This is a genomic window from Paraburkholderia sp. Tr-20389 (assembly GCF_017104565.1).
Lineage (GTDB): Bacteria > Pseudomonadota > Gammaproteobacteria > Burkholderiales > Burkholderiaceae > Paraburkholderia.
This window is the reverse complement of record NZ_JAAGPD010000014.1, coordinates 57420-71843: the sequence shown is the minus strand read 5'-3', so window position 1 is coordinate 71843 and position 14424 is coordinate 57420. Positions and strand designations below refer to the sequence as shown.

Here is a 14424-nt window from a genome sequence, read left to right as displayed (position 1 = left end):
TGCGTTCCCGGCTCAGTGCGCGTTGCGTGCCGCCGCGAGAATCGCGTTGGCGACGGCTTCGGGCTGGCTCAGCATCGCGACGTGGCTCGCGTCGACATGCGTGACCTGCGCGTGAATATCTTTCGCCATCTTGTCCTGCAGATGCGGATCGATCATCTTGTCGCGGCCGGGAATCACGAAGTACGACGGCTTCTCGTGCCATGCAGCCTGGGTCACCTTGTCGGCTGCGCAGCCGGAAAACCACGGGCCTTGCGTCGCGGCGACGATGCGCTGCTGGGCCGCGGGCAGATCGAGCGCGAAGTCGTCGCGCACAGCCTTGTCCGATAGTGTCAGATAACCCGCCGAGTCCTTCTGCAGTTCGTTGGCCCATGCGGGCGCCTTCATGCCTTGCGTGATATCCGCGATCGACTGGTTCGCATCGGGCGCGAACGCGGCGACGTACACGAGCGACTTGACCTTGTCGTCGTTGCCCGCCTGGCTGATCACGACGCCGCCCCACGAGTGACCGACCAGCACGACGGGGCCTTTCTGCTGATCGATCACGCGCTTCGTCGCCGCGACGTCGTCGGCGAGCGAGCTGAGCGGATTCTGCACGGCGACGACATGCAGGCCATGCGCTTCGAGCAGCGGAATCACGCGGTTCCAGCTGGAGCCGTCGGCGAACGCGCCGTGCACGAGCACGACGTTCGTGCCTTTGAGATCGGCTTGCGAGGCCGCGTGTGAAGTCTGAATGGCGAAGAGTCCGCACAACATGATGGCGAACGCGAGAAAGGACCGGAAGGTTTTTGTCATTGTGTTGCCCCTGAGTACCACGTTATCGATGAAAAGGCGCGTGTTGCGTGGCCTGGTTGCAGACGGCTGCGTGCCGTGTCTGCAACCAGGCCGTGGCGATCACGAGTGCGCGTAGACCGGTTCGAGACCGAGCACGTCCTGCTGTTGCGGAGCGGGCGTTTGCGCGGTGTCGCGACGCACGCCCGAGTTCGACTGGCCCGCTGCAACGCCGCCGTATGCCGAGCCTTGTTGCGCCTGGATGTGCGACAGTGCGGCTTCGATGTTCTTCGGGTATTGCGTGTTGTCGCTGGCGGGGTTGTAGCCGGCCTGCTGCAACTGAACCAGTTCGGCGCGAACCTGCGCGCGGGTCAACGGCTGGTTCGACTGTGCGAACGACGCGGCGGGAACGGCGATCAATGCTGCAACGACGAGGGATTGAACGAGTTTCATGAGATTTCTCCAGTAGATGAATGGACTGCGTTGACTTCATCCGGGGGCTTCGCGCTTTGCACCTGGCGGTCGCGATGCCTTGTTTGCCCGGTCAGTTCGCACTGTCATGAATCAACCTTGCGTGTCGTTATTTGAACCCGCTGACGTATCTGGCTTGTTTCCAGAACGCGCTGGAATGTAAGCCAGTATTTCTCGATCGCCGTTATATACATTCAGGTACAAATGGCGGCAGTTTTGCAGGCGCGTTTGCATTCAAGGGATTCTTCGCGGCTTCGCAAATGCAAACGCCACTGCGCTTCGATAGCGCAGTGGCGTGGGATGAAGCCCGCGGTTTCAGCGCTCAGCCGAATGTGAACGAGAAAGCCTGTACGCCCGGATCGAGGAATTCGATCGTGAAGGTCCGGTCGCGTACGGCATCGCGCTGACGAACCAGCTGATACAGCCGCGCGCTCGTCACCACGCCCCTGCCGTCGGCCGCGACGTCGGCGCCGTGCGAATCGCCGGGCGCGGCACCGTCGATCGTTACGCGAAAGCGCACGGGCTTGCCATTCGCACTGGGTCCGAGCACGAGATGCAGGTCGCGTGCATGGAAGCGGTACGCGATGCGCCCATTCGCTTCGCTCGCCACGGCCGCTTCGCCGCCGACGATCCATTTGCCGCCGAACGCCCAGCTATTGAGCGGCAACTGCGACGGGATGCTGTACGCGGCGGCATCGTCGGGACGAATGTCTTGCGGCGATGCGAAGCCGCGCGCCTGCTGATAGCCGACGTAGGTCTCGCCCGATTCGACATTCGACGCATCGGCAGCCGCCTGCGCGCCCAAGCCGTGGATGGGCGGCAGATCGTGCGCCTGCATGGTATGTCCCGAGTCGGCCAGCAACTGCTGGATGACCTGTTCCGCTTCGCCATAGCCGCCTTCGCCGAAATGGTGATAACGGATGCGGCCTTGCGCATCGACGATGTAGAACGCCGGCCAGTACTGGTTGCCGAACGCCTGCCAGATGCGGTAGCCGTTGTCGATCGCGACAGGATAGTGGATGCCGAGATCGCCCACGGCGCGCTTCACGTTCGACGGATCGTGCTCGAACGCGAACTCCGGCGTATGGACGCCGACCACCACGAGACCGTTCTTGCCATAGCGGTCCGACCACGTCTTCAGATACGGCAGCGTGCGCAGGCAGTTGATGCACGAATACGTCCAGAAGTTGACGACCGTGACCTTGCCGCGCAACGCATCGGCCGTGAGCGGCGGCGAGTTGATCCAGCTTTCGGCACCCTCGAGCGAGGGCAGCGTGCCTTCCACCGGCAGCTTCGACGGCGTCTGCAGGCTTATGCGCTGCACGTGCGGACGATTGCTGCGATCGGCGGAGAGCAAGCCGACCAGACGGCTTTCGACGCCCGTCGTCGAGGTCGACGGCACGTGAGCGAGGGCGCGCGTATCGAAGCCGAAGCCGATGCCCACGACGCTCAGCAGCACCAGCGCGCCCATGAAGCGGCGCACGCGCTCGCCGAAGCCGAGCGAACGCTTGAGGCCGTCGAGCGCCTGCTTGCCGAGTCCCGAGACCACGGCGAGCGAACTGGCCGCGCCGAACGCATAGGCCGTCAGCGCTGCCGCCGTCGTCCAGCTTGCGCCATGCAGCGCGGCACCCGTCAGGATCAGGCCGAGGATCGGCCCGGCGCAGGGCGCCCACAGCAAGCCCGTCGCTGCGCCGAGCAACAGCGCGGAGATGACCTGGAAGCGCGTGCCCTGTGCATGCGACAACGCCTCGACACGGTTGCCGATGTCGAAGAAGGGACGCGACACGCGCGTCCACAGCGCCGGGAACAGCAGCGACAGGCCGAACACGGCAAACAGCGCGAGCGACACCCAGCGGCCGTAATGGCTCAGTTGCGCGGCCCCCGCGAGGCCGGCCACGCCGACACCCGTGACGACCGCGAACGTGACAGCGAGCCCGATGAGCAGCGGCAGCCGGCCCGTGACGAACGGCCTGTCGGAGCGTGCGAAGACGAACGGCACGACGGGCAGAATGCAGGGGCTCAGTATCGTGAGCACCCCGCCGAGAAACGCAATGACGATGAGTAACATGAAATCGACCTCCTGATCCGCGATGGATGGATTCAACCGGTTGGCACGCGCAGCGCGTGCCCTTGTGCAGCATTAGAGGCTGCGCATGTATCCGGCGAATGTCAGGAAGGTGGGGTTTGCGTATCGCGATGTATCGGCGGCGCGCGCCGGATACATGGCGATACAAAGACGGCAACACGAACGGAAAGGCCGCCGTCGAGTCAGGCGTGCTGCATTTCGCGGACTTCCTCGACGGCCTTCACAGTCGAAGAAAACACATAGCCTTCGTTGCGCAGCGTCTTGATGTAGCGCGGCACGCGCGCGACATCGCCGAGCCGTTGACGAAGCCGGCTGACGAGCAGATCGATCGACCGGTCGAATGGTTCGGCATTGCGCCGTTGTGTCAGATTCAGCAACTGGTCGCGCGTGAGCACGCGGTTGGGATGATCGAGAAACACGCGCAGCAGCCGATACTCGGCGCCGCTCAGCGCGACCACGGCGTCGTCGTGGTCGAGCAGATGGCGGGCCGTCGTGTCGAGCCGCCACTCGCCGAAACCCAGCATCTCCGACGACTCCGCGATCAGCATGCCGGGCGGCAGCATGCGCGTGCGGCGCAGTACGGCGCGGATACGGGCGAGTAGCTCGCGCACGGCAAACGGCTTCGCGAGAAAGTCGTCTGCGCCCATCTCCAGTCCGATGATGCGGTCCATTTCGTCGCACTGCTCGGTGAGCAGCAGCAAAGGCACCGCGCGATGACGGCCCGCGCGCAGCCAGCGGCACAGCGCGAGACCGTCTTCGCCGGGCAGCATCAGGTCGAGCAGGATCACATCGGGCGTGTCCCGTTCGAGCACGGCGTGCATGTCGCGCCCGCTCGACGCGAGCGTGATGCGCATGCCGTTTTTCTCCAGATAGGCAGCGACGAATTCGCGTACGCCGCGATCCTCGTCGACGATCAGAACGTGGTCGGGTTTGTCCATGATGTCAGGTCGAAATGCGACGGATTGCGCGGCATGGGTTGAACGCGTCCGGGATCACAGGCGTGCCACTTGCATGACGGCATCGGCGAACGCCTTGGGCGCTTCTTGCGGCAGGTTGTGACCGATGCCGCCGCTCACGTCGCGATGCTGATACCTGCCCGTGAACATCTTTGCGTAGGCGGTTGCGGGCGGGTGCGGTGCGCCGTTCGCGTCGCCTTCCATCGTGATGGTCGGCACGGAGATGGTCGGCAGCTTCGCGATGCGGGCCTCGATCTCGTCGTATTGCGGCTCGCCCTGCACGAGGCCGAGGCGCCAGCGATAGTTGGAGATCACCACGGCCACATGATCGGGATTCGCGAACGATGCCGCCGTGCGCTGATACGTGGAGTCGTCGAAATGCCACTTGGGCGAAGCGAGTTCCCAGATCAGCCGGTTGAAGTCGTTGCGATTGGCCGTGTAGCCCGCTTCGCCGCGTTCGGTCGCGAAGTAGAACTGATACCACCATTCGAATTCGGCCTTCGGCGGCAGCGGCTTGCGGTTCGCTTCCGGCGTGCCGATCAGATAGCCGCTCACGGAGACGAGCGCCTTGCAGCGCTGCGGCCACAGGGCGGCGATGATGCAGGCGGTGCGCGCGCCCCAGTCGAACGCGCCGAAGATGGCCTGATCGATCTTCAGCGCATCCATCAGCGCGATGATGTCGACGGCGACGGCGGCCTGCTGGCCGTTGCGCGGCGTCTCGTTGGACAGGAAGCGCGTCGAGCCGTAGCCGCGCAGATAAGGCACGATCACGCGATAGCCCGCCGCAGCGAGGATCGGCGCGACATCGACGAAGCTGTAGATGTCGTAAGGCCAGCCGTGCAGCAGGATGACGGATTGCCCGTCTTTCGGACCCGTGTCTACGTAGCCGATGTTCAGCGTGCCCGCGTCGATCTGGTTGATCGCGTCGAACGACGTATGGTGCGCGGCTTTCTTCGTGGCATGGGCGCTTTTCGACGTCTGTGCGAACGCGAGATTGCCGAGCCCGAGTTCGAGCAGTCCGAGGCCCGCTGCCGTCGTTCCCACTAGCCGGCGGCGACGCAGATTCACCGTGTCTTGCATTGCGTTCTCCTTTTTTGTCATGCAGATTTTCTTTTCAGAGCCGTTCGGACGACCGTTCGCTACAGGAGCGCATCGTGCCGTTGCCGCTTCATTGCATCGATGTGCAAAGGTTAGACTGTGGGGTCCATGTGTTCCATACAATCTGCAGCTAGGCAGTTGATTCCAATGGATGGGCGACCGCATACGTTCGTATAGGTGCGGGCCCGGGTTGCCCCTGTAAACCGCGCCGGCCGGGCTTACGCAACAGGTGAGGGCGCGCTCAGAAACTGATGGATCTCGGCCACGACAGCCGCGCCGTCGCCCACGGCAGCCGCGACGCGCTTGGCCGATGCGTTGCGCACATCGCCGATCGCGAAGACGCCGGGCACGTTCGTCTGCAACGCAAAGCAGGCTGTATCGGCGCGCACGCCTGCCGCCAGTCCCGTTTTCACGAAACCGCGCTCGTCGATTTCGACGCTGCAATCGCGCAGCCACTGCGTGTTGGGATCGGCGCCCGTGAACAGGAACAGATGCCGCGTGTCGAACACGCGCTCGCCTTCGGGAGTATTGCAGATCACGGCTTCGAGTCCCCACTGATCGCTTCTGACGGACGAGATGACGGTCTGCGTATGCAGCTCCACGTTGCCGAGCGATGCAATGCGGTCGATCAGATAGCGCGACATGCTCTTATCGAGGTTGTCGCTGCGAATCAGCATGTGGACGCGGCTTGCCTGCGAGGCCAGAAACACGGCAGCCTGTCCCGCCGAATTGCCGCCGCCGACCAGTACCACTTCCGCGCCACGGCACAGCCGGCCTTCGACTGACGAAGCCCAGTAGTAGACGCCGGGGCCCGCGACGTCGTCGAGGCCTTCGATGGCTGGCCGCCGGTACGCGGCGCCCGTTGCGATCACGACGGTGCGCGACGCGATGCGTTGACCGCCTTCGATTTCGAGTTGCAGCGGCGACTGCGCGCAATCGAGTCTGTCGATGCGCGTCGGGATCACGACTTCGGCGCCGAACTTGACCGCTTGCGCGAATGCGTTGGCTGCGAGTTCGCGGCCGGATACGCCCGTCGAGAAGCCGAGATAGTTTTCGATGCGCGCGCTCGCGCCTGCCTGTCCGCCGGGACCATGGCTGTCGAACACGATCACCGACAGGCCTTCGGATGCTGCGTAGACGGCTGCAGCGAGACCGGCGGGCCCGGCGCCGACCACGGCGACGTCATAGGTGCGCGCCGAGTCGAGTTCGGGCAGCAGGCCGAGCCGTGCGGCCAGTTCGCGTCCGTCGGGATTGCGCAGCGGCGTGCCGTCCGCGAGCATCACGATGGGCACGTCGTCTTGCCACAGGCCCCATTCTTCGAGCAGCGCGCGGATGTCGGAGTCCGTTGCGGGATCGGCGACCGTATAAGGGTGATCGAGCCGGTGCAGCAGGCCTTCGAGAGCGAGCAGTCTCAGGTCGCTCGAACGTCCGATCAGCACGGGCCCCGCGCCGTCGCGCACGAGACCAAAGCGGCGCAGCACGAGCGAGCGCATGATGCGCTCGCCGAGCTGCGCTTCGGCCACGAGCATGTCGCGTATCCGTTCGGGCGGAATCATCAGTGCTTCGACGTCGTCGAGTGCGAGGCCGTCGGCGAGCGCGGGCTTGCCTGTGAGTTGTGCGACTTCGCCGAGGAACTGGCCTTCGCCCAGTTCGACGATGGTCTGCGACCGGCCGAGCCCGTCGCGCCGCGAGAGCCTTGCGCGACCGCTCAGCAGCACGCGCATGCCGAGCCCCGGCTGACCGATGCGGAACATCACGTCGCCCTCGCGCCAGCGCTCGATGATGCCGAAGCGCATCATCTTGTCGACGTCGGCCTTGCTGAAGCGTGGATAACGATCGTGCGCCGAGGCGTTGGCGTGAGAGGGCGCACTGGAATCCGGACGTACGTCTGCACCGGACGGACGGCCAGTATGCGGATCTACGTTGTCGTGTCGATGTTGAGTCATCGGATTCCTTGTTTTGCGTGCGCGGGAATAATCGCTTTTATGCGGAAACGGGTCAATCCAAACGAACGTATGATAGTCACGACCGGCGCTTTAACAATTCCCCGACGCAACTTCAAGATTGATAGAACCTTGGCAAGGGGCCTGAATCAGCAAGTTGCCGCGAGAAGGACGGGGACGTAGAGAGCCCGCGGGTAATAACCAGAACTGGCGGTGTGAGCGGCTTTCTTTTGCCTACTTTTCTTTGCCGCTGCAAAGAAAAGTAGGTGCCGCCCCGCACAGGGGCAACGCCGGCAAACCAGAAACAAAACGCGGACGCCAGCGAACACAGCCAAAGCACTGATAGTTACGAACAACTACACCACAGACAAACGCGAGATACATTCGCCGTTTCTAATGAGCGGGACGCTTCGGACCAGACACTCCGCAAGCCAGTCGGGCCTTGCCCTGCCCATCATCCGAAACAGGACGACACCGCATGTCTTCTACACCGTTTTCGCCGATGCGGCGCAACGTGCTTGCCGCAACCGTCGCGGCCGGCGCATTCGCGCTATTCCCCGAAGCGATCTATGCCGCAAACGACGCGGAAAATATCCGGCCATTCAAAGCCCATATCCCCGACAGCCTGCTAGCCGATCTACGCCGGCGTCTTGCCAATACACGCTGGCCGGGTAAGGAAACAGTCTCCGACGAGTCGCAAGGCGTTCGTCTCGCCCGCATGCAGCAGCTCGTTCAATACTGGGGCAACGAATACGACTGGCGCAAGGGCGAAGCAAAGCTCAATGCGTTGCCGATGTACATGACGGAAATAGACGGACTCGATATCCAGTTCATTCACGTGCGCTCGCGCCACAAGAATGCAATGCCGATGATCATGACGCACGGCTGGCCCGGCTCGATCTTCGAACTCGTCAACGCCATCGACCCCCTCACGAATCCGACTGCCTACGGCGCCAGCGCGGACGACGCGTTCCATGTGGTCGTGCCGTCGCTGCCCGGCTTCGGCTTTTCGGGCAAGCCGACGCAACCCGGCTGGGGCTCGGACCACATTGCGCGCGCATGGGGCGTGCTGATGGAGCGGCTCGGCTACACACGCTTCGTCTCGCAAGGCGGCGACTGCGGATCCGTGGTCTCTCACCGGATGGCGATGCAGCACGTGAAGGGGCTGATCGGCATTCATGTGAACATGCCCGCGACGGTGCCGCCCGACATCGCGCGTTCGCTGGCGCTCGACGCGCCCGCGCCCGCTGGGTTGTCGCCAAAAGAGAAGGCAGCCTACGAGAAGCTCGCCGTGTTCTATCGCGACAATTGCGGCTACGCGGCGATGATGGTCACGCGTCCGCAGACGGTCGGCTATGCGCTCGCCGATTCGCCCGTGGGCCAGGCCGCGTGGATGTACGACAAGATCTCGCAGTGGACCTATAGCGGCGGCGTTCCCGAACGTTCGCTCACGCGCGACGAGATTCTCGACGACATCTCGCTGTACTGGCTGACCGACAGCGCTACGTCGTCGGCACAGATCTATTGGGAAGATCACTCGAACAACTTCAATGCCGTCGATATCTCCCTGCCGGCCGCGATTACGGTCTTCCCCGGCGAGATCTATCAGGCGCCTCGCAGCTGGGCCGAACGGGCGTATCACAATCTGATCTATTTCAACGAGGTCGACAAGGGCGGCCATTTTGCGGCGTGGGAAGAGCCGCTGCTGTTCGCTCAGGAAGTGCGGGCGGGGTTCAGGCCGTTGCGATGAGTTCCGACCGATCGGTCGTTTCCATGCGGGCCGCGCATTTTGCAATCTGAGGCGGGCGTCACATACAGGGGTTGATATGTAACAGGCACGGTACAGTATCGGGCCTGTTGCGCCTATCGCCGAGGCTGTCACGTCTTTCGCATGATCGATCTTTCCAACCGAAGCTTCATTGAACTGGGTGCGGGAGCGCCCCGTCTGCAAAGAGCGGTAGCCAGCGAAGCGGCGCCCGTTCTCGTCGCCGGCCGTACCAACGCGACGCCGGCCGAACTGGCGGCGCTGCAACGCGAATATGCGTTGCGCGACGCGTTGCACGAAGCCTGGTGCGCCGTGCCTGTCGCGCTGCAGCCGCACGGCAATGGCGCGTTGCTGATCCTGGCCGACCCGGGCGGCGAACCGTTGCGAGCAGACGCAACGCGTTCGGCAGGACTGAGGTCGTTCTTCGCACTGGCCGTGAGCCTCGCTGCTGCGGTGAGCGCGATGCATGCGGCGGGTGTGGTGCATCGGGCGCTGACGCCAGCCAGTTTTCTCATCGATGACGAAGGGCGCGCGTACCTCACGGGTTTCGGCTTCGGCTCGTGTACCTGCAAAGACACGGCGAACCTGCACGATGCCGACTTTGAATGGAGCGAGGCCAGCTTCATCTACATGGCGCCCGAACTCGGCGCGCGAATGAACGTACAGGTGGACGAGCGCGCGGATCTTTATTCGCTGGGCTGCATCTTCTATGAACTGCTGACGGGTGCCGTGCCTTTCGAAGGCGCGACGGATGCCACCGCGCGCGTGCACGCGCATGCCACGCATCGCCCGCGTCCGCCCGTCGAACTCGCGGCGGACGTGCCGCCGCAGCTTTCGCACATCGTGATGAAACTGCTCGAGAAGACGCCCGGGCAGCGCTACGCCGATGCCGCGAGTCTGCTGGCCGATCTGCGCCGGTGTGCCGATCTGCATGAGCGCCTGGGGCATATCCCATCTTTTGGGCTCGATGCGCAGGCGGCGCTGCAATCGCTGCGGCGCGCCGACCGTATGTTCGGGCGCGACGATGAACTCGATGCGCTGCTGGCGCTTTACGCTGACGTCGCCGATAGCGGCAGGGCGCGTGTCGCATGGGTCGTCGGCAATTCGGGCATCGGCAAGTCGACGTTGCTTCAGGAAGCCCTCGCGCGCATACGCCGCGAGCACGCGCCGCTGCTTGCTGCAGGCAAGAGCGAAGAGGGCCGCCGCGCGGCTCCTTATGCGATCCTGGTGCAGGCGCTGGAACCGTTGCTGCAATACGTGCTGGGTTGTCCCGACAACGAATTCGCGAACTGGCGCAACCGTATCCGCGAAGCCGTGGGTCCGGCGGGCCGCACGCTCGGGGGCCTGCTGCCTACGTTGACGGCCGTGCTCGGTTCGCAGTCGGGCTTGTCCGAAGCGCCCGACGCGCAGCCTTCGCTCGAACGCGAGCGCGTCTTGCAGGGCATGGCGCGGCTGATCGCCTGCTTCGCGACGGCGGAGCGTCCGCTCGTGCTGTTGCTCGACGATCTGCAATGGGCCGACGTCGGTACGCTGCATGTGCTCGAACGGCTGATGAAGCATCACGCGGAGGCGGCGCTGCTGTTCGTCGGCGCGTTCCGGGGCAACGAGGTCGGCGCGGATCATCCGTTGCGCGTTGGCCTGCTGGAAGCGCGGCGTGAGGCGGTGAACATCGAACTCGGGCCGCTGCATGACGATGCGTTGTGCGAGCTGATCGCGCTGGCGCTGCATCGCGATGCACACGCGCTCGCGCCGCTGGCCGAGGCGATCGGCCGCAAGACGGGACGCAATCCTTTCTTCGTTCGTCATCTGCTGCGCGTGCTGGCCGATGAGGGTGCGCTCGAATACGACCTCGAAGCGGGCGCGTGGGGATGGCATCTCGAACGCGTGATGAACCATCGCGGCGCGGACAACGTGGTCGATCTGCTCACCCACGAACTCGAACAGCTGCCGCTGCCGGCGCAGATCATGTTGCGCGTGCTGGCCTGTCTGGGCGACCGCGCATCGGGCGAGGCGCTGAGCGTCGTGGCGGCGCTGCCCGACGGCGAGGCCGGGCTGGGTCTGCAGGCCGCGCTCGAAGCGGGCATCCTGTATCGCGACGGCGCGGACTGGGTGTTCCTGCACGACGGCATCCGCGAGGCCGCCTATGCGTCGATCCCGACGGAAGAGCGGGCGCCGCTGCATTTGCAGATCGCGCGGCGCCTGCTGGCACACGGTGCCGCGCGGGCCGACGTATTCGTGATGGCCGCGCAGGTCAATCTCGCGCGGCCCGTCGTCGACGACCATGACGAACGCCTCGTCTTTGCTCGGCTCAACCTCGATGCCGGGCGCGAAGCCAAGGCGGCGACCGCGCATCATTCGGCGCTGGTGCTGTTTCGCGCGGCGCTCGACTTTCTCGGCGACGACGACACCAGCGACGACGGCCTGAAGGCACGCATGCTGTGCGGCGAGGCGGAGTTCGTGACGGGTGCGCTCGAACCTGCCGAAGCGCGGCTCTCCGCGCTGGAAACAGTAGCGGGCGAAGACATCTTCGGCGCGGATCTGGCGCGTCTGCGCGCGGCGCTCTACACGACGCTCGGCCGCTACGATCTCGCACTGCAGGTGGGTATCGCCTTCCTGCGCAAGGCGGGCATCGACGTGCCGCTGCATCCGCAGGCCACCGACGTCGACCGTGAATATGCGCGCTTGCGAAGCTGGCTCGACGTGCATGGCATCGACGGTTTGCGCGGCCTGCCCATCGTCGCTGATCCATTGCGTCGCGCGATCACCGATATCTTCGCCGACCTGATTCCGCCCGCGCTCTACACGGACCAGGATCTCGTCGACCTGATGCTGCTGCGCGCCGTCAATCTGGCGATCGAGCACGGACACTCCGACGCATCCGCGAACGTGTACACCTGCATGCACCAGATTTTCGCCGCACGCTACGGCGACCATACGGCGGCGCTGCCGTTCGGCGAACTTGCCTTGCATCTGGTCGACGAGCGGGGCCTCGCGCGTTATCGCGCGCGGGTCTACATGGTGTTCGGCACGTGGGTGGTGCCGTGGGCGTTGCCCGCGAGAGCAGGGCGAGACTACATTCGCCGAGCGTTCGACGTGGCCGTTGCCAGCGGCGACCATACGTTCGCGATGTACTGTCCGAGCAACCAGGTCACGGGCATGCTGTTCGCGGGCGAGTTTCTCGGCGACGTGCGCGCGACCATCGCACGCGGACTTGCGCTGGTGCGCGACGCGAATTTCCGCTTGGTGATCAAGTCGTTTCTCGCGAAGTGGGCGCTCGTCACGACGCTGCAAGACGGCGAGCCGGACCCCGGCGAAGAGCCGCCGCCCGTTCCCGTCGAAGGCGCGCCCGTGACGCTGGTGGATCTCGCGTACTGGGTGTATCGCATGCAGCGGGCCTTCCTGTTCGGGAACCTCGCCGATGCACTCGAATCGCGCCGGCGGGCCGAGGCCTGCTCGCACTTCGCGCGCTCTTTCGCGGAGTCAGCCGAGCTGCCCTACTACGGTGCGCTCACGCTGCTCGCGTTGCCCGCGCGCGACGCGGAACAGGAAGCCGCGCTGCGGCGTCACATGGAACGGCTCGATACATGGGCGGGCTCATGTCCGATGAACTTCGTCGCCCGGCGCGAACTGGTGCGCGCCGAGTATGCGCGCGCGTACGGCGTGGCGCATGAAGCGGGCGAGGCCTACGCGAAGGCGGTATCGCACGCGCGACGCAACGGCTTCACTCAGGTCGAAGCGCTCGCTGCGGAACTGGCGGCGCGCTTTCACGCCGCTCGCGGCGAAGAGGTGCCCGCACAGGCCTATCTGAATCATGCGCGCGGGGCGTGGCAGCGCTGGGGCGCGACGGCCAAGGTGCGGCAACTGCAGGCCGATTATCCGGACTATGTGGACACCGACAGCGGCGCGCCGGGCGCGAGCCGTTTGCAGGAACTCGACGTGCAGGCGGTGCTGCGCATTTCGAATGCGCTCGCCAGCAACATCGTGCCCTCGCGTCTCGTCGAAACGCTGCTGCGTACCGCGCTCGAAAGCGCGGGCGCCGATCAGGGCGCGCTTGTGTTGTTGCATCGTGGCGTGTGGCGCGTGCCGGCACGGGCGCATGTGATGGGCGGCGCGATCGTCGTGTCGCACGAAGCGGCCGGGTTCTCGTCGGACACGCTGCCCGTGTCGATCGTGCATGCGGTGGCGCGTACACAGGAAAAGCTCGTGCTCGACGATGCCTGCGATTCGCCCGCGTATGCGCAGGACGACTATGTGCGTCGTCATCGTCCGCGCTCGGTGCTGTGCGTGCCGCTGATGCGTTACGCGATGCTCGTTGGCGTGCTCTATCTGGAGAACAATCTCGCCGCACATGTGTTCACGTCGGCGAAAGCGGCCTTGCTCGAAGTCGTCGCTTCGCAGGCCGCGTTCGCGCTGGAAAACGCGCGTCTCTATGAAGAACTGTTCGAGCAGAACCGTCAGCGTGCGCAGGCCGAGGATCAGTTGCGCAATGCGCTCGGTGAACTCGAACGTGCGAGCCGTCTGAAGGCGATGGGCGAACTCGTTGCGTCGATCGTGCACGAAGTAGGGCAGCCGCTCGCGGCTGTCGATACCTCGGCGAGCGCCGCGCTGCGCTGGCTCAATCGCAATCCGCCCGAGATCGGCGAGACGCGCGAGATGCTCACGCATATCAGCCTGAGCGCGACGCGCGCGCGGGCAATCATTCAGGCACTGCGCGCGAAGGCGCGCCGGGCCGAGCCGCAGTTCGCGACGCTCGATCTGAACGAAGCGTTGCGCGAGGCGGCCGCGCTCGTCGCGGGCCAGCTCGACGCGATGAAGATCAGGCTCGAACTGCGCGGCCTCGATTGCCCCGTGCAGGTGCGCGGCGACCGTATCCAGTTGCAGCAGGTCGCGATCAATCTGTTGACGAACGGCGCCGAATCGATGGCGGCGCTCGCGCAGGGCGAACGCAAGCTGAAGCTGATCTGCACGCAGGAGGAAGACGGGCGCGTGTGCGTGTCGGTGGAGGATCTCGGCAGCGGCATCGATCCGCAGATAGCCGAACGTCTGCTCGAACCGCTCTTCACGACGAAGGAAAACGGCATGGGCATGGGGCTTGCCATCTGCAATTCGATCGTCGAAGCACATGGGGGAACACTTACGCTTGCGCCGCGCGAAGTGCGGGGCACGCGCGCCACGTTCACGCTGCCGCGCTTCGCCGTGAGTGCGTCGCATACGATCGTATGATTGCGTCCCGCGCGCGGGTGAGCTTCGTGGACCGGCCCGATCCCATTTGTTACCATGAGCGGCCGTTTAGTCCAGCGGCTATTCTCATCAATCGCGCAGCATCGCGCGTCATCG

8 protein-coding genes are annotated in these 14424 nt (G+C 64.8%); 2 read left to right on the top strand and 6 right to left on the bottom strand.

Annotation, left to right across the window (positions count from 1 at the left end):
- Positions 1 to 12: 12 nt before the first annotated feature.
- The 6 genes from G3N95_RS15985 to G3N95_RS15960 all read right to left on the bottom strand — a co-directional run bounded on the left by G3N95_RS15985 (position 13) and on the right by G3N95_RS15960 (position 7325).
- Positions 13 to 753, bottom strand: a complete 741-nt coding sequence (locus G3N95_RS15985; RefSeq protein ID WP_241018598.1) for an alpha/beta hydrolase — start codon at positions 751 to 753, stop codon at positions 13 to 15.
- Between the two features lie 138 nt (positions 754 to 891).
- Complete coding sequence (locus tag G3N95_RS15980) at positions 892 to 1221, bottom strand: DUF4148 domain-containing protein (protein ID WP_205971053.1); 330 nt, start codon at positions 1219 to 1221, stop codon at positions 892 to 894.
- A 340-nt stretch (positions 1222 to 1561) separates the two neighbouring features.
- On the bottom strand, positions 1562 to 3307 hold the full coding sequence (locus tag G3N95_RS15975) for a cytochrome c biogenesis protein DipZ (RefSeq protein WP_205971052.1): 1746 nt from the start codon (positions 3305 to 3307) through the stop codon (positions 1562 to 1564).
- Between the two features lie 200 nt (positions 3308 to 3507).
- On the bottom strand, positions 3508 to 4263 hold the full coding sequence (locus tag G3N95_RS15970) for a response regulator (protein WP_205971051.1): 756 nt from the start codon (positions 4261 to 4263) through the stop codon (positions 3508 to 3510).
- A gap of 54 nt (positions 4264 to 4317) precedes the next feature.
- Positions 4318 to 5361: an alpha/beta hydrolase gene (locus G3N95_RS15965; RefSeq protein WP_205971050.1), complete on the bottom strand. Its 1044-nt coding sequence runs from the start codon at positions 5359 to 5361 to the stop codon at positions 4318 to 4320.
- Between the two features lie 236 nt (positions 5362 to 5597).
- Positions 5598 to 7325 carry an FAD-dependent oxidoreductase gene (locus tag G3N95_RS15960; protein ID WP_205971049.1) on the bottom strand — a complete coding sequence of 576 codons (1728 nt, stop codon included), beginning with the start codon at positions 7323 to 7325 and terminating at the stop codon, positions 5598 to 5600.
- A 475-nt stretch (positions 7326 to 7800) separates the two neighbouring features.
- Here G3N95_RS15960 and G3N95_RS15955 point away from each other — a divergent pair, with 475 nt between their 5' ends.
- Together G3N95_RS15955 and G3N95_RS15950 are read left to right on the top strand one after the other, a co-directional pair.
- Entirely contained in the window at positions 7801 to 9072 is a 1272-nt protein-coding gene (locus G3N95_RS15955) for an epoxide hydrolase (protein WP_205971048.1), read from the top strand.
- A 141-nt stretch (positions 9073 to 9213) separates the two neighbouring features.
- Positions 9214 to 14310, top strand: coding sequence for a trifunctional serine/threonine-protein kinase/ATP-binding protein/sensor histidine kinase (locus tag G3N95_RS15950; RefSeq protein ID WP_205971047.1), 5097 nt, complete (start codon positions 9214 to 9216; stop codon positions 14308 to 14310).
- Positions 14311 to 14424 lie beyond the last annotated feature (114 nt).